The sequence below is a fragment of the Flavobacterium alkalisoli genome, from assembly GCF_008000935.1.
GTDB lineage: Bacteria > Bacteroidota > Bacteroidia > Flavobacteriales > Flavobacteriaceae > Flavobacterium > Flavobacterium alkalisoli.
The window spans coordinates 3,726,330-3,743,088 of record NZ_CP042831.1 but is presented as its reverse complement, the minus strand read 5'-3'; the positions used below and the strand labels follow the sequence as shown (position 1 = coordinate 3,743,088).

The 16,759-nt window shown below is 38.9% G+C and carries 22 protein-coding genes and 1 riboswitch; of the genes, 11 read left to right on the top strand and 11 right to left on the bottom strand.

Annotation, left to right across the window (positions count from 1 at the left end; all coding sequences use genetic code 11):
* Positions 1 to 18: 18 nt before the first annotated feature.
* Both FUA48_RS18650 and FUA48_RS17035 read right to left on the bottom strand, forming a co-directional pair.
* On the bottom strand, positions 19 to 828 hold the full coding sequence (locus FUA48_RS18650) for a TolC family protein (protein ID WP_317130694.1): 810 nt from the start codon (positions 826 to 828) through the stop codon (positions 19 to 21).
* Positions 818 to 1,441 carry a TetR/AcrR family transcriptional regulator gene (locus tag FUA48_RS17035; RefSeq protein WP_147584701.1) on the bottom strand — a complete coding sequence of 208 codons (624 nt, stop codon included), beginning with the start codon at positions 1,439 to 1,441 and terminating at the stop codon, positions 818 to 820. The genes FUA48_RS18650 and FUA48_RS17035 overlap by 11 nt, the downstream gene beginning before the upstream one ends.
* 195 nt (positions 1,442 to 1,636) lie before the next feature.
* Between FUA48_RS17035 and FUA48_RS17030 the strand changes: the two genes are divergently transcribed.
* The 7 genes from FUA48_RS17030 to FUA48_RS17000 all read left to right on the top strand — a co-directional run bounded on the left by FUA48_RS17030 (position 1,637) and on the right by FUA48_RS17000 (position 5,798).
* On the top strand, positions 1,637 to 2,206 hold the full coding sequence (locus tag FUA48_RS17030) for a M48 family metalloprotease (protein ID WP_147584700.1): 570 nt from the start codon (positions 1,637 to 1,639) through the stop codon (positions 2,204 to 2,206).
* Positions 2,203 to 2,589 (top strand): hypothetical protein, encoded by a 387-nt coding sequence (locus tag FUA48_RS17025; RefSeq protein ID WP_147584699.1) that lies wholly within the window; start codon positions 2,203 to 2,205, stop codon positions 2,587 to 2,589. The genes FUA48_RS17030 and FUA48_RS17025 overlap by 4 nt, the downstream gene beginning before the upstream one ends.
* Before the next feature lie 133 nt (positions 2,590 to 2,722).
* The gene (locus FUA48_RS17020) at positions 2,723 to 3,280 is read left to right on the top strand and encodes a putative glycolipid-binding domain-containing protein (protein ID WP_165357710.1); all 558 of its coding nucleotides are present in this window, start codon (positions 2,723 to 2,725) and stop codon (positions 3,278 to 3,280) included.
* Positions 3,281 to 3,389: 109 nt separating this feature from the next.
* Positions 3,390 to 4,082, top strand: coding sequence for an HAD family hydrolase (locus tag FUA48_RS17015; RefSeq protein ID WP_147584695.1), 693 nt, complete (start codon positions 3,390 to 3,392; stop codon positions 4,080 to 4,082).
* A gap of 9 nt (positions 4,083 to 4,091) precedes the next feature.
* Positions 4,092 to 4,652 (top strand): YdeI/OmpD-associated family protein, encoded by a 561-nt coding sequence (locus tag FUA48_RS17010; protein WP_147584693.1) that lies wholly within the window; start codon positions 4,092 to 4,094, stop codon positions 4,650 to 4,652.
* 133 nt (positions 4,653 to 4,785) lie between these two features.
* Positions 4,786 to 5,358, top strand: coding sequence for an N-acetylmuramoyl-L-alanine amidase family protein (locus tag FUA48_RS17005; RefSeq protein ID WP_147584691.1), 573 nt, complete (start codon positions 4,786 to 4,788; stop codon positions 5,356 to 5,358).
* A 5-nt stretch (positions 5,359 to 5,363) separates the two neighbouring features.
* Complete coding sequence (locus tag FUA48_RS17000) at positions 5,364 to 5,798, top strand: DUF6526 family protein (RefSeq protein WP_147584689.1); 435 nt, start codon at positions 5,364 to 5,366, stop codon at positions 5,796 to 5,798.
* 84 nt (positions 5,799 to 5,882) lie between these two features.
* On the opposite strand, the gene FUA48_RS16995 is transcribed toward FUA48_RS17000, so the two are convergent.
* Entirely contained in the window at positions 5,883 to 6,230 is a 348-nt protein-coding gene (locus FUA48_RS16995; protein WP_147584687.1) for a hypothetical protein, read from the bottom strand.
* A 6-nt stretch (positions 6,231 to 6,236) separates the two neighbouring features.
* Positions 6,237 to 6,401 (bottom strand): hypothetical protein, encoded by a 165-nt coding sequence (locus FUA48_RS18455; protein ID WP_168197008.1) that lies wholly within the window; start codon positions 6,399 to 6,401, stop codon positions 6,237 to 6,239.
* Positions 6,402 to 6,706: 305 nt separating this feature from the next.
* On the opposite strand from FUA48_RS18455, the gene FUA48_RS16990 reads away from it, so the two are divergent.
* Complete coding sequence (locus tag FUA48_RS16990; RefSeq protein WP_147584684.1) at positions 6,707 to 7,249, top strand: YceI family protein; 543 nt, start codon at positions 6,707 to 6,709, stop codon at positions 7,247 to 7,249.
* Between the two features lie 28 nt (positions 7,250 to 7,277).
* On the opposite strand, the gene FUA48_RS16985 is transcribed toward FUA48_RS16990, so the two are convergent.
* The 3 genes from FUA48_RS16985 to FUA48_RS16975 form a co-directional block, all read right to left on the bottom strand.
* Complete coding sequence (locus FUA48_RS16985) at positions 7,278 to 7,685, bottom strand: hypothetical protein (RefSeq protein WP_147584682.1); 408 nt, start codon at positions 7,683 to 7,685, stop codon at positions 7,278 to 7,280.
* A gap of 81 nt (positions 7,686 to 7,766) precedes the next feature.
* Positions 7,767 to 8,273, bottom strand: a complete 507-nt coding sequence (locus FUA48_RS16980; RefSeq protein ID WP_147584681.1) for a hypothetical protein — start codon at positions 8,271 to 8,273, stop codon at positions 7,767 to 7,769.
* Position 8,274: 1 nt separating this feature from the next.
* Positions 8,275 to 8,535 (bottom strand): lipocalin/fatty acid-binding family protein, encoded by a 261-nt coding sequence (locus FUA48_RS16975; RefSeq protein WP_129752405.1) that lies wholly within the window; start codon positions 8,533 to 8,535, stop codon positions 8,275 to 8,277.
* Positions 8,536 to 8,691: 156 nt separating this feature from the next.
* Here FUA48_RS16975 and FUA48_RS16970 point away from each other — a divergent pair, with 156 nt between their 5' ends.
* Positions 8,692 to 9,072 carry a hypothetical protein gene (locus FUA48_RS16970; RefSeq protein WP_147584679.1) on the top strand — a complete coding sequence of 127 codons (381 nt, stop codon included), beginning with the start codon at positions 8,692 to 8,694 and terminating at the stop codon, positions 9,070 to 9,072.
* Here FUA48_RS16970 and FUA48_RS16965 read toward each other — a convergent pair.
* From FUA48_RS16965 to FUA48_RS16955, 3 genes are read right to left on the bottom strand one after another with little or no spacing between them, the layout of a single operon-like run.
* Entirely contained in the window at positions 9,069 to 9,848 is a 780-nt protein-coding gene (locus tag FUA48_RS16965) for an ABC transporter ATP-binding protein (protein WP_147584677.1), read from the bottom strand. The two genes, FUA48_RS16970 and FUA48_RS16965, sit on opposite strands and share 4 nt — an antisense overlap.
* 11 nt (positions 9,849 to 9,859) lie before the next feature.
* Positions 9,860 to 10,891: an iron ABC transporter permease gene (locus tag FUA48_RS16960; RefSeq protein ID WP_147584676.1), complete on the bottom strand. Its 1,032-nt coding sequence runs from the start codon at positions 10,889 to 10,891 to the stop codon at positions 9,860 to 9,862.
* Between the two features lie 6 nt (positions 10,892 to 10,897).
* Positions 10,898 to 12,037: an ABC transporter substrate-binding protein gene (locus FUA48_RS16955; RefSeq protein WP_147584674.1), complete on the bottom strand. Its 1,140-nt coding sequence runs from the start codon at positions 12,035 to 12,037 to the stop codon at positions 10,898 to 10,900.
* A 48-nt stretch (positions 12,038 to 12,085) separates the two neighbouring features.
* A riboswitch (cobalamin riboswitch) is annotated at positions 12,086 to 12,287 on the top strand.
* Between the two features lie 33 nt (positions 12,288 to 12,320).
* Between FUA48_RS16955 and FUA48_RS16950 the strand changes: the two genes are divergently transcribed.
* Together FUA48_RS16950 and FUA48_RS16945 are read left to right on the top strand one after the other, a co-directional pair.
* Positions 12,321 to 14,153, top strand: coding sequence for a TonB-dependent receptor plug domain-containing protein (locus tag FUA48_RS16950; protein WP_147584672.1), 1,833 nt, complete (start codon positions 12,321 to 12,323; stop codon positions 14,151 to 14,153).
* 14 nt (positions 14,154 to 14,167) lie between these two features.
* A complete protein-coding gene (locus FUA48_RS16945; protein WP_147584670.1) occupies positions 14,168 to 15,205 on the top strand; it encodes a YncE family protein in 1,038 nt (345 codons plus the stop codon).
* 74 nt (positions 15,206 to 15,279) lie between these two features.
* On the opposite strand, the gene FUA48_RS16940 is transcribed toward FUA48_RS16945, so the two are convergent.
* Positions 15,280 to 16,743 carry a S41 family peptidase gene (locus tag FUA48_RS16940; RefSeq protein ID WP_147584669.1) on the bottom strand — a complete coding sequence of 488 codons (1,464 nt, stop codon included), beginning with the start codon at positions 16,741 to 16,743 and terminating at the stop codon, positions 15,280 to 15,282.
* Positions 16,744 to 16,759 lie beyond the last annotated feature (16 nt).

Below are 16,759 nucleotides of genomic sequence, written 5' to 3'. Positions count from 1 at the left end.
TGGCTTTTTGCTGCCATCTTAAAGCTCAAGGTCATTCCTCTGATTTATGGCATCCTGTTCTGTAATAGCAGTGTTTAATTCAGAAGCTTCTTCAAAATAAGAAGAGTTTGGTTCCAGCTGTGTACCTTCCTGAAGCTTTAGTAATGTTACCAGCTGGTAGTTAATGGTAGAAGCTCTTTTCTTAGCATCTTCAAGAGAAAGCTCAATGTTAGATGCCTGTAACTGTGCTTTAAGCAGGTCGTTACGGGCAATAATGCCATTTTGCTCCATAGCTGTAAAGTCAGTAACACGTTGGTTAGCGCTTTTCAGGTTTTCCTGTATAAGGCTTATAGATTCCTGAGCTTTATAAAGGTTAACATACAATACAATGGTTTGCATTGCAATTTGTTCTTTAGTATGCGCTGCATTAAAGCTTTCAGCATTATAAGCATCGGTTGAAGCCTCTATGCTATTTTTAAGCTTAAAGCCCGAAAACAAAGGCATACCCACAGTTGCCATACCTAACATAAGCTGGTCTACTTTTGGTGAGCCTGAAGCCGTTTCTCCGTCATTACTGTCTCCTGTAGGGATTTTAAGAGTAATGTTAGGATCTGTAAGCCTTTGGTATTGCCCTGAAAGTTTAACTTCAGGATAAATATTATTCTTTACGCTTTCCATTTCATACTTTGAAGTGGAAACCTTAGTATCGGCAAGTGTCGCCTCATTACTTTTTGTAACTGCCAGACCTATGGCCTCATCAAGGGTAAGCGACTTTTTCTCCTGAGCCTGCATTGCAGTAATGCCGGAAAGAAATAACGCCCCGGCCAGCAGTAAATATCTAGTTTTCATGAACTAAAAGTGCTTTAATGGTTTGTTTAATGTGAATTGTTAACTCGTTTTCTATATAGTTTTCGTAAGCCTCATCGGTACTGATTCCTAAGTGAGCCTCAAAGAAAGGCCTGTTCATCTGGAAATGTACCAGTGTACCCATAATAGTAGGGGGTATAAGATTAATATTTACATCTTTTCTAAATATTCCCTGTTCCTGCCCTTCATTAATAATTTTGGTAAAGGCTTCCATATTCTGGCGTTTTACATCGGTAAATGCCTTCATGTCCATTATTCTTTTTTTGGTGGAAAGCTCAAAGTGCAGTATCTGGTACATACACTTGTTCTTATTAATACGGGAAATGTAAAGGTCTATAAGTCGGTCTACTTTTTCGGAAGGAGTAAGATCTTCCTTAGAAATGATGTCAAGCTGCATTCTCATATCCGATGTACGGTATATAATAAGAGCTTCCAGCATTTTTTCTTTTGAACCGAAATAATAAGAGATCATTGCAATATTAACCTTAGCAGCCTTAGCTATACTTCTTATAGAAGTGCCGTCAAAGCCCTCGCTGGCAAACAGTATCTCTGCTGCTTTGAGTATCTCTAACTGCTTATCATTGTATTCTGTCATGATATAGAATTCAAAATTCTCTGCAAAGTTAAACGTTTGTTTAAATTAAACGTTTGTTTAAATTTGCTGTTAACAGTTATTTAACAAATAACGTTATAGTTAGTAAGGGTGTTAAAAAGTATACTAACCCTTTAATTTATTCCGTTAGTATTATGTTATATAAAACCAAATGTCAAATTTATTCTCCTAAGCCAAATGAAGATTTTAAAAGCCTTTCTATTAAGTTTTGCCCTATGCAGTACGGCCGGAGTTAGTGCACAAAAGGTATTTGCTTCGGCAAAATATACCCAAATGTGCAGTTATTACGGAGAAGCTGTTACGGGTGATATCCATGCCTATAAACCCGAAGCCTCGGCAGAGTCGGCAGTAAAAAATATTATGTCGGTAATTGGCCTTAAAGCTAATTTTGAATTGCGTGCTGCAAATGTACCTAATGCAGCTGCCGTTATTTTAAAAGGCAAACGCTATATATTATATAACCCAAAGTTTATGGCTAACATCAACTCGGTAACGGGTAGTGACTGGGCAGCCATAAGTATACTGGCACATGAAATAGGCCACCACCTTAACGGGCATACGCTGGACAATGTGGGCAGCAGGCCACAAACCGAGCTGGATGCCGATGAGTTTTCCGGTTTTGTATTGGGCAGGTTGGGAGCCACTCTTGCCGATGCACAGGCAGTAATGGGTACCATAGCCAGTATTAAGGGGTCGCATTCTCATCCGCCTAAAAGCGACAGGCTTATTGCCATTGCGGCAGGATGAATAGGGCAGGAGGAGGGACTGCTATTGCTGCACAACCCGTAGTGCAAACCCAGCCGGAAAAACCAAAACCTGTAGTAATAGCCGAAAAACCAAAAGAGGTAACCCAACCGAAACAGGTTTTAGTAGAGAGAAACCTGACTCGTGAGGAAAGGATACAGCAAAGTGCACAATATGATAAGAACATAGCGAGTGACGCTTACTTTCGTGATGATCCTAAGGGCAAATATTACCTTACGGTAAAAGGTAACCTGGTTCAGGTGGAAAGAGATAAGGTATATTTAGTGGCCAGACTCGTTAGATCAAACAGATCGGGATATAAAATGATGCTTACCGATAATGATAAAACCAACCTTTATATAGGTAATGGTGGGTGCTTTGGTTAACGAATCGGGTAGTACAGTGGGTGTACTAAAGGCAAGGCGTTAAATGTCTCATTATTAATGATTAATTGCTGATAAAATAGTAAATTAGATGCGGTTTTGGCTCAAGCTTAAACCGCTTTTAATTTTCACGGATATGCAGTTGAGTATTTTATGGAAGGGAATAAAAAACGACACAGACGAACATTGTGCCGTAAATTACCGTGATACCACTATCTCGGTACATTCTGAAATTGAAGGTTGGGTTAAAAGAAAACCTGTTTATGCAGAATACTGGTTAACACTTAACAATAACTGGGAAGTAAGGTCGTTTGAGATATCGGCTAATGTGGCTGATAAGACCTATAAATATTCCCTTGGTTTAGATGATAACGAACACTGGAAATGCAAAAAGAACCTGCCTCATTTTTACTTTGAGGGCTGTAACTATATTGATATATCGCTAACTCCGTTAACAAACACGCTTCCGGTAAATAATTTACATTTACTGAAAGGCGAAAGCAAAGAGATTAGCCTTATTTATGTAGATATACTGGCTAATGAGGCAAGAAGGGAAAGGCAAAAATATACCAGGTTGGACGAGCAGCTTTACCGCTTTGATAACCTGAAAGGCTTTACGGCAGATATTGAGGTAGATAAGGATGGTTTTGTTGTAGATTACCCGGGGCTGTTTGAGCTTGTACAGATACGATAAGTTTTATTAAGGCATTTGTATAATGGTGCATAAAATTGAGAATGGCTTTATTATTCAATGTAAGGTTTAAGCTAAATCTTTAAATTTGTAGAAAACCATTTGTAAAGCCATGAAATCTTTAAAAGTAATTGCCTTTGATGCCGACGACACCCTTTTTATAAACGAACCCTATTTTGAAGAGACCGAAAAGAAATTTTGCGGACTCATGGAAAACTATCTTTCCCATCAAAGCCTGTCGCAAGCACTCTTTAAACACCAGATAGAAAATCTTCCGCTGTATGGTTACGGCATTAAAAGCTATATCCTAAGCATGATACAAACAGCCATAGAGGTTTCAGATGGTACTGTTAGCATAAAACATATCGATAAGGTACTGGAACTGGGTAAGGAACTCCTGCAAAAGCCCATAGTATTATTAGAAGGGGTAGAGCAAACCCTACAGGCACTTCATGGGAATTATAAACTGGTCGTAGCAACAAAAGGCGACCTTAAAGACCAACAGCGTAAGCTGCATGATTCAGGCCTTGGGGAATACTTTCACCACATAGAGGTTATGGCCGATAAAAAAGAACTTAACTATAACAAGCTCTTAAAAAGGCTGGATATAGAACCGCATGAGTTCTTTATGATAGGGAATTCATTGAGGTCGGATGTATTGCCGGTGCTTAATATTGGCGGGTATGCCTGTCATGTTCCGTTTCATACTACATGGGCACACGAGCTTATAGATCATGAAATTGAACACGATAATTTTTATGAAATAAAAAAACTGAACGAAATTATCCCATTACTGCTACCTTAATAACTATCCATGAAACCACACTTTTTTAAAACTCCTGCCCACTTTAGGGAATGGCTGGAAGAGAATCATGAAACAGCCGCTGAGCTGCTTGTCGGTTTTTATAAGGTAGGTACCGGAAAGCCAAGTATTACATGGCCACAATCGGTAGATGAGGCGCTATGTTTTGGTTGGATAGACGGTATCAGGCGTACTATTGATAAAGAAGCTTATTCCATACGGTTTACTCCGCGAAGGACAACCAGTATATGGAGTGCAGTAAACGTAAAAAAGATGGAAGAGCTGCTGGCAGCCGGTTTGGTTAAGCCTATGGGGATAGCAGCTTATGAAAAACTGAAAGAGGGCAAAACTAAAATATATTCCCATGAAAGGAAAGCTCCTGCAGAGTTTACCAATGAGCAGGAAAAAATCTTTAAAAACCATAAAGCTGCCTGGGAATTTTTTAATGCTCAGGCGCCTTATTATAAAAATCTTATGAAGCATTGGGTTACTTCTGCCAAGCAGGAAAAAACACAGATATCCCGACTGGAAAAACTGATAGATACGTCAAAGAAAAGCCAAAGAATCCGATAAAAGGTCATTTTTGTACGTTAAAGCGCACATTTTTTTATATATTTTTGGTGGTGTTAGTATACACATAAACTCAAAACCAGCTAATTATGAAAAAACACCTTATCAGAAATCTTTTCGCTATCGGAGTACTAATATGTTTTGCTTTTGCATTACCAAATTTCAGCAAAAAAAATTTAACGTAGTTATAGATGCCGCACACGGCGGTAAAGACTATGGAGCTGTATATAATGATTACATGGAGAAAGATATTGCTGCAATTATCGCTAAGAAAATTGAAGTACTTAATAAAGACAACAAGGATGTAAAAATTCATTTTACAAGAACAGGAGATGAATTCGTCAACTTAAACGAAAGAGTAGAGACCATCAATAAGATTAAGCCCGATCTTGTTTTATCTTTACACCTTAATGCTGCAAGAAATCCTGAAAATACTGTTTCAGGTATGGAAATTTTTATAGCTAATGAATCCGACCAGAAAGAACAGTCGGCACAGTATGCAAAACAGCTTACCGATAAAATAGGAAAAGATTATAATGTGGTAACTAAAGAAGCGGGTTTCTATATGCTTAAAAAAGCAGAAGCTCCGGCGCTTGTTTTTGAAATGGGCTTTATTACTTCAGAAAAAGACAGAGGTTACCTTACAACAGAAGAAGGTCAGGATAAGCTTGCTAACTTAATAGCGAACTTTATTACCGACATAAAATAATTATCATGAAAGAACAGAACTATACAAATCATATACGTTTTTACACACCGCACCATTTTGTGTTTTACCCTGTAATGATTTTATTAATGGGTATTTGTGTAGGATATGCTTTTAATAACGAAGACTGGCTTATATGGCTATTTATGTTCCTTCTTTTTTTATCGGTTACACTGGTAAGCTTTATGCTAAGGCAACATTATGCCTTAACGCTGCAGGACAGGATAGTTTTACTGGAACTGCGTTACCGTTATTATGCAACTACCGGCAACAGGCTGGAGCCTTATGAAGAGAATCTTAGCAAAGGACAGCTTTTTGCGCTTCGTTTTGCTCCCGATGATGAGCTTCCCGCCTTATTGCAAAGGGCAATAGACGAGAACCTGTCGCCAAATTCTATAAAGAAATCGGTTAGAAACTGGAAACCCGATAATAACAGGGTATAAAATAAAAAAAAGCCTGCTCTAAAAGCAGGCTTCTTACATAGAATTAGGGTTGGAACCCCACACAAAAAAATCTTTCTCTAACTCCTAGATATTTCTTCGGTCGTCGTGGTCATAATGTTGTTCGTCATCATTATAACGTCCGTGCGTTCTTCTTTCCTCATCAATGTCTCTGCCGGGGCTGCGCTGCATCTGATCACTTTCATTCCAGTTACGGTCTGTATCTCCTTTAGCCCTGCGTTCTTCGCGCCATGTGCCTTCATCTTCATTAAAAGTTCTGGAGTGCATTTGCCTTGCATCGTCAAGGTTACGTTCTGTAGAGGACCTGTTGTCCCTTTCCCAATATTCCCTACGGTCAGCATTACGTCCCCTTGCCCTTACAGGCTCGTCGGACTTGTTTCCTAAATGACCGGTATTTTCATTTTTATCAGTCATAATATGTTAGTTTGAATTATTATTGTTGTTTTCTCTTTCCTTTCTTTCTGAGACCTTTTCAGCTTCAGAAACATATTTTTTTGTTCCTTTAATGTCAGTTTCACTCAAATCTTCCCCACTTGAAACTTTAGGAGCGGGAGTTTGTCTTTGGTCTTCTTCATTATGTCCCATAACTCTTTTATTTTTTGGTTATATACAAAGTTCGCCACTATATACTGGCTACAGTAGCCAATTAACACTACTTTTTACGGGAAATGTTAGAAAAAGCTTTAACACTATGCGGAAGCGCGCTATATAAAGCATATTAACATTTAGAGTCTTAGCAATTGTAAAGGAAAGTTTAACAAACAATTCACTTAAATAGTTGTAAAAGAGGGGGTAATAGTGAGTAAATTAGTAGTTGTATTATAAGGTTATCCTTATAAAAAGGAAACTAAAAATGCATATTAACCAATTTTAAAAATGAACATACTACTATGGAAAGAGCAAAATGGATACTGGATCTATCCCATTCTGATATACAGTTTAAGATAAGGCATTTGGTTATAGCAAATATCTCAGGGTATTTCAGGGCGTTTTCAGGTACCATGTATGCCGGTAAGGATGATTTTACCGATGCCGAGTTTAAACTTACTGTTGATGTTTACAGTGTAGACACCAATAATGTAGAAAGGGATGAACACTTAAAGTCAGCCGATTTCTTTAATGCTGATTACTATCCTGAAATGGAGTTTGTGTCTCAATCTTTTAATCACATTGATGGGGATAGGTATGACCTTACCGGTAACATAACCATAAAAGGCATTACAAGACCAATAACCTTTAAAGTATTATTTGGTGGAGAAGCTAAAGACGGCTTTGGAAATATGAGAGCCGGCTTTGATATAACCGGAGAAGTAAACCGTAATGATTTTGATATACATTCTAACGATACTACAGAAGCAGGCGGACTGGTATTGGGAGAAGAAATTAAAATGCATGCTAACATACAATTCGTAAAGGAAACCGATTATAATTAAAAAAAAAGCAGGATTTTATCCTGCTTTTTTATGTGTCCATATTTCCTCGATTGCGTTTGTTTTCAGGATGTGAAGACGGGTATCTGTCCTCTTCCGTATCCGAATTGAAATCGCGGTTTTCTGCTGTTTCCATATCTTCGGCCTCATTGGCAGTACCGCGGCTTTTGTCTATTACTCTACCATTGTCGCGAGTAGTTTTATCACTTTGGCTTACGGGCACTGCATTTTCCTCATCTACATCTCGGGCACGTTTTTGTATCTCCATGTTGCCTTCCTCATCTTTTTCAACTTCGGGTTTTAGTTTCCTTTTAGAAGGGTCATAATTATTGGGCAGGTTCTCGCCGCTAAAGCCTTCATTTTTAGGACTCATTTTTTCCCTGTTGTCAATTTTTTTAGACCCTAAATCTTTTGGGTCATCTGTTCCTCCCTGTGTCATAGCAATTGATTTTTAGGTTATTCTGTCATAATATTACCACTTACATCACAAAAACAAAAGCCATTTAACAAAGCCTTAGCGCTACCTGTAGTTGACAATAAAATCGTAGTGTGACTGCACTATATTATTAACTGTTTTTTCAAGCGAATCATCTAGTGCGCTGTATCCGTCCTTCAGCTTTCCTGAGGAATCAAAATAGTCCGGTAGCTTATATTCTATAAGTACGTTGCCATCGGTATAAATATCATCAACATTAAAACTTAGCCTGTAGCTGTTTTGGCTAAACTCGATTTTCATGTTGTAATGTATCCTGAAATAAAAAACCTCCCCATAGTTACGGTAGTAAAATGCATTCTTTTTAAAAGAGCTTATGGTTAATGAGTTGTCTGTCACTTCAGTAATATCAACAGTATTTTTGCCAAAGTTATACTCCCTGGCCCAACTTTGTGTAAGCTTTATAAGTTTGTCATTAGGGATGCTGGGTATACTTACTTCTATTGGATCAAATCCATAAGACTGCAATTCCATTACCGGAGGCTGTGCCCATGCAACACAATAAAAAAAGAGTAATAGTAAGGTTATCCTCATATCAGGAATTTTTAAGAGCCTTTTCAAATTCTTCCTGTATCCTGCTGTTAGATATCAGCAAAGGTTTTTTGTCTATGCTTATGGTGATGTCGTCACCTTCTATAGAGTAGGTTCCTGCAAATTTCCCCAGTGGGGTATTGCCTTCAAAATTACCGGTTTGGTCGTTTCCGGCTAAATTGCCTTTATCGCCTACGGTACTCTTTATCTTGTTGAGTAGTTCGGTTTTATCACCCGGATATTTTACTGTAAACTGATTAGCCATAATATTTAGATTTTGATTTATAGTAAAGTTACAGAAATTATAAGCGGGGCTATGTTTACCTTTTGTTAAAAGGCGTAAGAAAAATACTTAGTAATGGGTATTTTATGGGCTGGTTTTTGCGTTATCTTTGATAGGATAACCCATAAATTTCTTACTATGGCAAAGGCTGTTTTAGTAGTGTTGTTTTTGCTGAATGCTGTTGTTGGCGTTGCACAAACGCTGGTACCCGGCATTTATACCACAATAGATGGTATAGATCAGATAAAAGTAAGTCAGACTGATTCCGAAGTGATATTTGAATATATTACCGAAGGTACTAATTTATACAAAAAAGGAGAGGATGGCTTGTTTTATGACGTGTATGATAAAGAAAACTACGTTAAGGTAGTTAGTGATAATGAGTTTTACTATGGTAACCCTTTAGGGGAGTTTCAGTTTATTTACAGTAACAGGACTGATTTTGAACCCGATCCTTTTTATGAAGATTCAGATGATGAATATGAAGAGGAAACAGAAGAGAGTATTGACGAAGACTAATCCTTTACAATAAAACCACCCTTTTCTTCATCAAAAGTAATACTGTCGTCGTTAAATAAACGGTCAAATACTTTTTTGCTAATTAAATTAGCAGGTGTATCCTGAATTACTTCCTGAGGGGTCATTACAATAATGTTACTGCTTAACTGCAAAGCCAAATCCAAATCATGGGTAGAGTAAAGTATACACTTATCCGTTTCTGCCGTTAACCGTTTTAATAGGCGAAGCAGGCTTACCTTATGCAGAAGGTCAAGGTGGGTAGTGGGTTCGTCGAGAATTATTATGGGCGTATCCTGAGCCAGGGCACGTGCTATAAGCACTTTTTGTAATTGCCCATCGCTTATTTCATGATGCTTTTTATCGGCAAGATGCTCAATTTGTGTAAGCTGTATGGCCTTGGTTACCTGTGTAATATCCTCTTGAGAAAGTGTTCCCAGCCAGTTGGTATAAGGCTGTCTTCCTAAAGCGATAAGTTCAAAAACGGTAAGGTTGCTTGGCGGCAGGCTCTCCGTTAGCACTATACTCAGGTTTTGGGCCAGTTCTTTTGCATGGTAAGAAGTCAGTTCCCTTCCGTTTAAATGTATGTTTCCTGCTATGGGTTTTTGTATGGCAGTAAGTGTACGCAAAAGGGTAGACTTACCTATTCCGTTTGCACCAATAAGCGCAGTAAGGCTTCCTTTTGTAAGGTTAAGGTTTATATCATGGGCTATTACCGCTCCCGATTTTTTTTCAGGGTAGCCAATGCTCAATCCGTTTGCGGTTAAAACTTTTTCCATACTGCTCATTTTTAACTGAAAGCTCCTTTCTTTTTCCTGAATAGCAGCCATATAACTATAGGTGCACCAATAATAGAGGTTATAGCATTTATAGGCAATACAAAGCTACTGCCCGGCCATTGTGTAACGGTATCACAAATAAGCATAATAATAGCACCTGCAAGCAGTGTTGCCCAAAACAACACCATGTGGCTACTTGTTTTAAATAACAATTTTGCCATGTGCGGTACCGCAAGTCCTATAAAGGCAATAGGCCCTGCAAAAGCAGTAACACAGCCGGTTATGATACTGGTGGATAATATAATGATGAAGCGGGTTCTGCTAAAGTTGATACCCATGCTACGTGCATAGCGCTCACCTAATAGCATGGCATTTAATGGTTTTATACAGGCAACTGCCATAAGTAAACCAATAATACAGGTCGCCGAAAGTATGGCAATGTTTTCCCACGAAAGGTTACCTAAACTGCCTAATGCCCAAAAGGTGAATTTTTGTAACTGTTCGGCATTACTAAAATAACTTAATACCCCAACTATAGCACTGGCAAAACTGCCAAACATGAGGCCTACAATAAGTATCGCCATGGTATCTTTTAGTTTTTGGGCAACTAAAAGTACAGCCAGCAATACCATGAAGCTACCAAGGGTAGAGGCAAGTACAAGTCCGTAAGCGGAAGAGAAAAAACTACCCACAACAGGAACAATACCTCCGCCTAAAATAACCATCGCCACCATAAGGCTCGCTCCTGAGCTTAACCCCAACACATTAGGACCGGCAAGCGGGTTACGGAAAAGCGTTTGCATTAAAAGTCCGCCTACAGAAAGCCCCATGCCCACAATAACTGCGGTAATGGCCTTAGGCAGCCTGTAGTTAACGATAATATATTCCCAGGTAGATTTAGAAGCACCGTTACCTAGCAGGCTTTGCACCACATCCTTTACAGGTATGTTTACCGACCCCAGGCTGATGTTTACCAAAAATACAGCTACTAGGGCTATACCCAGTAAGGAAAAAAGTAATGTATATCGTTTGGTGTACAGCAAGGCAAATTATTTAAGTTGTTCAAAAAACTCAAGTTTATGGTCTGTAAGTAATCCCGGGTGTAATATTTTTATAAGGTCTTTAAGTACAAGGTCTGGCCTGTTTGCCGAAAGCTCATAATAAATCACTCCGCCCGTAGGTCCTTTTTTACTGCTAAAGGAGTATACCTTTTGCTCCTTAAACGCCCTGAATTGCCCGTAATGCGGATTACTGTCTGTCATTTCCTGTAACGACGTGAAATGGCTTGGGCCAATCCAGTATTCTGCATCCTGAGCTTTATCCAGTACCGTTTCTAACGACAGGCTAAGGCTACCGGTTCCTTTAGAATCTTTCCAAAGGTAATCAGCATTGGCATCTTTTAAAAATAATGCTGCCCAGCTGTCGCCCTGTGGCAGGTACCAGTGATCCTGATAAATAGCCCCGCCAAGAACAGTTGGCCTGTCTGTTGCCTGCTTGGCAATTTCCTTAGCCTCAAGGTAATCTTTTTCTATTTGTTTAAACAGTTCGTCTGCTTTGTCATCCATACCGTACAAAGCCCCGAAAAACTTAATCCACTCTGCTTTTCCTAACGGATTCTGCTCTGTCCAGTCGCCGTTGTATAATACTTTCAGTCCGCTTTTTTCAAGCGTATTCATCGACTTGTTATTGCTACTGATACTAAAGCCTACAATAGCATCTGGAGCAAGATCTATCATTATTTCGGTGTTTATGCTTTCGTTTACACCTACATCCTTAACAAAGCCTTCGTCAATACGTTTTCTGGTCTTTTCGCTCGAAACATAATCGGTATGGGCAAAGCCTACCAGAGTATTTTCTACCCCAAGCATTTCCAGTGAGGGGATATGTGTGGTTGAAGTTACCACAACCGATTGCAAAGGTACCTCAAGTACCATATATTTTTTAAGGCTATCGGGCACTGCGCCGCCTTTTTGCTGCATTACATAAGTATAGCTTTCCTCGGCATCCGGCCACGGATTTGTAACCTTAACTATAGAAAATCCGTTGTATTTGTATATCTCCAGTCCGTTTGCATAAGTAACTGAATTTTCAACAGTTGAAGCGGTTTTATCAGTCGTTTTTTGCTCTTTTTTACAGCCTGTTGCAAGCAACAGTAAAAAAGCAATAATTGGGTAGTGTAGGATTTTCATAACAAATATTAAACTGCTGCAAATGTATAAATTTCAATATAAATCCTATATTTGCACCCAACTTAAGGTTGTAGTGTGCTGGCAGCACACTGCATTAAAAGGGAATCAGGTGTAATACCTGAGCTGTTCCCGCAACTGTAAGCTTATCCCTTTTGGGAGGCTGTTGTTAACTGCATGCCACTGCCTGTATGGGCGGGAAGGTGAACAACAGTACGCAAGCCAGGAGACCTGCCTTAGGAGTTAACAATTATTCGAACCTTCGGGAAAAAAGGTTCAGGAAATTATGACGCTTAAAAAGATCATCCTAGTTTTTACAGTATTACTGTGCCAGTATATTTGGGCGCAACAGGATGCTATTGTTCAGTTGAAGGAAGTGGTTATATCGGACACCCAACTAAAAAACTTTACGAATACACAATCGATACTAACCCTTAACGATTCGGTTATCAATATCAACCAGTCGTCGCTTACTTCGTTACTGAATTATAACACCACAGTTTATTTCAAGGAAAACGGGCTGGGTATGGTATCCTCACCATCTTTCAGGGGGACTACTGCCCAGCAGACTGCGGTGGTTTGGAATGGTATTAATATCAACTCACAGCTTAACGGACAAACCGATTTTAATGTAATTAATACCCGCGATTTTAATGCTATTGATGTAAGGGCAGGTGGCGGAAGCGTTATTTACGGCAGCAGCGCTATAGGGGGGAGTATTCACCTTAACAATGAGTTGGAGTATAAAAAGAAATTCACCAATTCAGTAAGGACAAATTACGGAAGCTTTAATACGTTTGGGGCTAACTATACCGGTACTGTTGCCGATGATAAGTTTAGTGCCGCATTAAGCATTACCCGAAACAGTTCTGATAACGATTATGACTATGTAGGTAAGGACGGACATAATCTTAACGGTCAGTATTATAACAATAGTGCTTCGGCAACAGTGGGTTATAAAATCAATCAAACCAATATCCTTACCCTTTATAGCTACCTGTTTGACGGCGAAAGGCATTTCTCGCTTATTTTCCCTTCTGAAACCAGAACGAAATACTACAATCTCAATACCCGTAATATGCTGGAATGGACAGGTAATTACGGCAGATTTACCTCTAAGCTTAAGGGGGCTTTCCTGAGTGAGAAGTACAAGTACTATGACAACATTTATGACGAAGGTTATGATTACGGAAAATCAGAATCGGTAATTGGTAACTACGACCTTCTGTTCCAGATAAACGATAAGATAAAACTTAATTCGGTTTTCAATTTTACACAAACCAAAGGGTATGGTTCTAATCTTGAAGGAGCCGAAAGGAGTATTGGTTCTGCCAGTTTATTATTTAGTCATGCGGTTACCCAAAAACTTTTGTATGAAGCAGGCTTAAGAAAAGAAGCTACCAATAATTATGATAGTCCGCTATTGTATTCGGCAGGTGTACGATACAGGGTTTCCGATTTTTACCTGGTTAGGGTAAACGGCTCCAAAAACTTCAGGATACCAACCTTTCAGGATTTATACTGGCAGGGTAGCGGGAATACCGACTTAAAACCGGAAAGCTCTGTACAGGGAGAAATAGGTAATGAGTTTACAGTAAAAAATGCCTCATTAACCCTTACCGGATATTACATTAAGCTTAAGGATATGCTTAGATGGCTGCCTACCGGCAGTGTTTGGCGACCACAGAACACAGACAGGGTTCGTACCTATGGCCTTGAAGCTGCCTTTAAATACACCAAAGAATTCAATAACCATCGGTTTGCATTTAATGCCGTGTATGGTTATACCAAATCGGAAGATGAAACCACAGGCTATCAGCTAATTTATGTTCCTTATCACAAAGCTTCGGGAGCACTGTCCTACAACTATAAAAAACTATCTGCCTACTACCAGTTTCTTTATGTAGGGGAAGTGTTTACAAGATCAGACAATAACTCAAGATATAATATAGACGCTTACAATACAGGTAATGTGGGCGTGGAGTATAATTTCGGAAAATCAAAAATATACAGGCTCGGCGCACAGGTGCTTAATGTTTGGAATGCAGACTATGTAAATGTTGACAGCAGGCAAATGCCCGGCATAAATTATAATATATATATAACCCTTAAACTTTAACTAAAACTAATTCTATGAAACTTAGGAATTCTCTATTCGCTTTATTAGCAGGTTCTTTGTTTTTCGTGTCATGTAGCAGTGATGACGATAACACTCCTGTAGCTTCGGGTGCTTATGCAAACGGAACTTTTGTACTTAACGAAGGTAACAGTAACCCGTCTTCAGGGACAGTGTCTTTTATTGGTAATAATGGTGCTTTAGAGCAGGATATCTATACTGCTGTAAATCCGGATGCTCCTGCTATAGGTACTTACCTTCAGTCTATGTTCTTTAGTGATGATTATGCATTTATCATCTCAGGGCAGGCAAACAAAATTACTGTTGTAGACCGTTATACTTTTGAATTTGTAGCAAGTATAGATACTGATTTTACTAATCCGCGTTATGGTGTAGTTATAAACGGTAAGGCTTATGTAACAAATACTAACGATTACGGGCTTGCAGACGATTTCCTTACTGTAATTAATCTTGAAGATTTTAGTACTACTACTGTAGATCTTAATAATTATGCAGAAAGAGTACTTGCAGAGAACGGAAAACTTTATATAGCTAACGGATATTACGGTAGCGGTACATCTATAACTGTATTTAACCCGGCTAACAATACTGTTGATACTGTAATTGAACTTGGAGATTCGCCAAACTCTTTTGATGAGCAGGACGGAGCACTTTATGTAATGGGGGACTCTAAAATAAGCAGAATCAACCTTTCTAACAACACTGTAAGCGGTACTATTGAGCTTACTGAGGCTTTAGCAGGTGCTAAAAACCTGACTATTCAGGATGGGAATATTTACTTTACTGTTGATACTGCAGTGTATAGTTTTTCTGTAAACAGCAATACTCTACCTATTGAAGCTGCATTTAGCTATGAGTCAAACTCTGCATGGGGAGCTATGTACGGATTTAATGTTTATGCCGGAAGAATTTATATTGCTGATGGTGGCGATTTCTCTTCAGACAGCGAAGTTTATGTTTACGGATCAAACGGAACACTTATAAATACTTATGATGTAGGAGTAGGGCCTAACAGCTTCTACTTTAATAACTAATAATTACACCAGATTATAAATTGGTAATTTTGTTTAAGTTGAAAAGGCTTCCCTCGGGAAGCCTTTTTTTATTTTTATTCAGATAAGTTTTTTATAAGATGGTCAAGTCCCTTAGGAGCTTCTTCTATAAACATTTCCTCACTAAACGGCTGCAGGTTTTTAGAGCCTTTAAATAACCTGTGTTGTTTGTGTGGCTGCTGTGGCATTCTGCCTGCTGCTGTTATTTGGTTTATGGCAGTAGCTAATAAAGGTTCATCCGGACTGCCTATTACGCCAAGGTTGTCATAATCTTCAGGCATTTCTATGGTAGGTTCTATACCTTCTTCATATTCACCAAAGCCGTTCTTGTTTACAATTTTAAGCACTATAGGCTGCATTGCATAACGGTGGCTTGGGTCTAAATCATTTTTAGTGAAATCAGGAGAATCATATAACGTTACCGATCCCACATTTTTACCTATAGTGGTAGTTCCTATTACAACCACATCTACATAAGACTTAAGGCAGTTTATTACAAGCTCGCTGGCAGAAGCAGTGCTTCCTGTAGCCAGTATATAAACCCTGGTTAGATTAAGGTGGTTAATGCTGGTATTATCTGATAACGATGAGGTAAAGTTATTGGTAAGTGCCCCGGGATTATTGTCTTCAAAATAACTTTGCAGTTTAGGATTCCATTGTTCCTTTGCAAAAAGTTGTCCGTTAAACTGTCCTGTAATCATACTGGCAAGATAAGTCGCTGTCCTTACAGATCCGCCTCCGTTATAACGAAGGTCAAGTACCAGTTCGTTAACTCCCTGTGCGGCAAGATTACCAAAAGCACTGTTCAGTTCAGCATCATAAGGACTGTAGAAACCATTATACATTAAATAACCTATGGTTTTGCCGCCTTCATTATATACCACATCACTAAAATAAACAGGATCTTCTGCATATTGTGTTTTAGTAAGCGTTACCGATTCTCCGTTGGGAGTTATCGTGCCATCGGTATAATCAGCAAGATTTAGGGTATAAGTGTCACTTCCTAAAAGGTTACGGTAGTTGTCCGGTGTAAGGCCAACCCCATCTACTGCATAAAAAATATCCCCTCTTTGAATATCTTTGGTAGAAGCATCGGTATCAGGCAGTATATAACGAACATATCCAAAAATTGATGTCTGGGTTTCGTCAGTATATACAAGTCCATATTCTACACCATTGCTTTTTGCAACCCCCTGTAGTGCGGCTTCCAGTACATTATAATCTGATACTAAAACACTAAATCTGTCGCTTTTCGCTGTACTGGTAGGATCTACATATTTAAGGCTGTTGAAAAGCGCTTCAGGACTTGAAAAGCCCTGTAGATAAGCGTTAAGTTCTCCCTGATTGCCAAATCGGTTATCTGAAAGGTCCGGCACATCCGGTTGCCAGTAATAATAAAGGTTAAGTCCTTTCCATATAAAGTCGTTAACAGGAACGGCATTATCGTCCATATCGTCACAGCTTTGAAAGGCAAAAGCCGAAACAAGCAATAAGGTGAGGATGGTACTTATCTTTTTCATGAAAGCAGTTTTTAAG

Excerpts from the sequence above, each read along its gene's own strand:
- FUA48_RS16995 (WP_147584687.1), bottom strand. The coding sequence starts at position 6,230 with ATGACTGATAAAAATGAAAATACCGGTCATTTAGGAAACAAGTCCGAC.
- FUA48_RS17015 (WP_147584695.1), top strand. The coding sequence starts at position 3,390 with ATGAAATCTTTAAAAGTAATTGCCTTTGATGCCGACGACACCCTTTTT.
- FUA48_RS18650 (WP_317130694.1), bottom strand. The coding sequence starts at position 828 with ATGAAAACTAGATATTTACTGCTGGCCGGGGCGTTATTTCTTTCCGGC.
- FUA48_RS16970 (WP_147584679.1), top strand. The coding sequence starts at position 8,692 with ATGGCAAAGGCTGTTTTAGTAGTGTTGTTTTTGCTGAATGCTGTTGTT.
- FUA48_RS16975 (WP_129752405.1), bottom strand. The coding sequence starts at position 8,535 with ATGGCTAATCAGTTTACAGTAAAATATCCGGGTGATAAAACCGAACTA.
- FUA48_RS16990 (WP_147584684.1), top strand. The coding sequence starts at position 6,707 with ATGGAAAGAGCAAAATGGATACTGGATCTATCCCATTCTGATATACAG.
- FUA48_RS17025 (WP_147584699.1), top strand. The coding sequence starts at position 2,203 with ATGAATAGGGCAGGAGGAGGGACTGCTATTGCTGCACAACCCGTAGTG.
- FUA48_RS17010 (WP_147584693.1), top strand. The coding sequence starts at position 4,092 with ATGAAACCACACTTTTTTAAAACTCCTGCCCACTTTAGGGAATGGCTG.
- FUA48_RS17035 (WP_147584701.1), bottom strand. The coding sequence starts at position 1,441 with ATGACAGAATACAATGATAAGCAGTTAGAGATACTCAAAGCAGCAGAG.
- FUA48_RS17020 (WP_165357710.1), top strand. The coding sequence starts at position 2,723 with ATGCAGTTGAGTATTTTATGGAAGGGAATAAAAAACGACACAGACGAA.
- FUA48_RS16950 (WP_147584672.1), top strand. The coding sequence starts at position 12,321 with ATGACGCTTAAAAAGATCATCCTAGTTTTTACAGTATTACTGTGCCAG.
- FUA48_RS17030 (WP_147584700.1), top strand. The coding sequence starts at position 1,637 with ATGAAGATTTTAAAAGCCTTTCTATTAAGTTTTGCCCTATGCAGTACG.
- FUA48_RS16940 (WP_147584669.1), bottom strand. The coding sequence starts at position 16,743 with ATGAAAAAGATAAGTACCATCCTCACCTTATTGCTTGTTTCGGCTTTT.
- FUA48_RS16980 (WP_147584681.1), bottom strand. The coding sequence starts at position 8,273 with ATGAGGATAACCTTACTATTACTCTTTTTTTATTGTGTTGCATGGGCA.
- FUA48_RS17000 (WP_147584689.1), top strand. The coding sequence starts at position 5,364 with ATGAAAGAACAGAACTATACAAATCATATACGTTTTTACACACCGCAC.
- FUA48_RS16985 (WP_147584682.1), bottom strand. The coding sequence starts at position 7,685 with ATGACACAGGGAGGAACAGATGACCCAAAAGATTTAGGGTCTAAAAAA.
- FUA48_RS17005 (WP_147584691.1), top strand. The coding sequence starts at position 4,786 with ATGTTTTGCTTTTGCATTACCAAATTTCAGCAAAAAAAATTTAACGTA.
- FUA48_RS16945 (WP_147584670.1), top strand. The coding sequence starts at position 14,168 with ATGAAACTTAGGAATTCTCTATTCGCTTTATTAGCAGGTTCTTTGTTT.
- FUA48_RS16955 (WP_147584674.1), bottom strand. The coding sequence starts at position 12,037 with ATGAAAATCCTACACTACCCAATTATTGCTTTTTTACTGTTGCTTGCA.
- FUA48_RS18455 (WP_168197008.1), bottom strand. The coding sequence starts at position 6,401 with ATGGGACATAATGAAGAAGACCAAAGACAAACTCCCGCTCCTAAAGTT.
- FUA48_RS16965 (WP_147584677.1), bottom strand. The coding sequence starts at position 9,848 with ATGGAAAAAGTTTTAACCGCAAACGGATTGAGCATTGGCTACCCTGAA.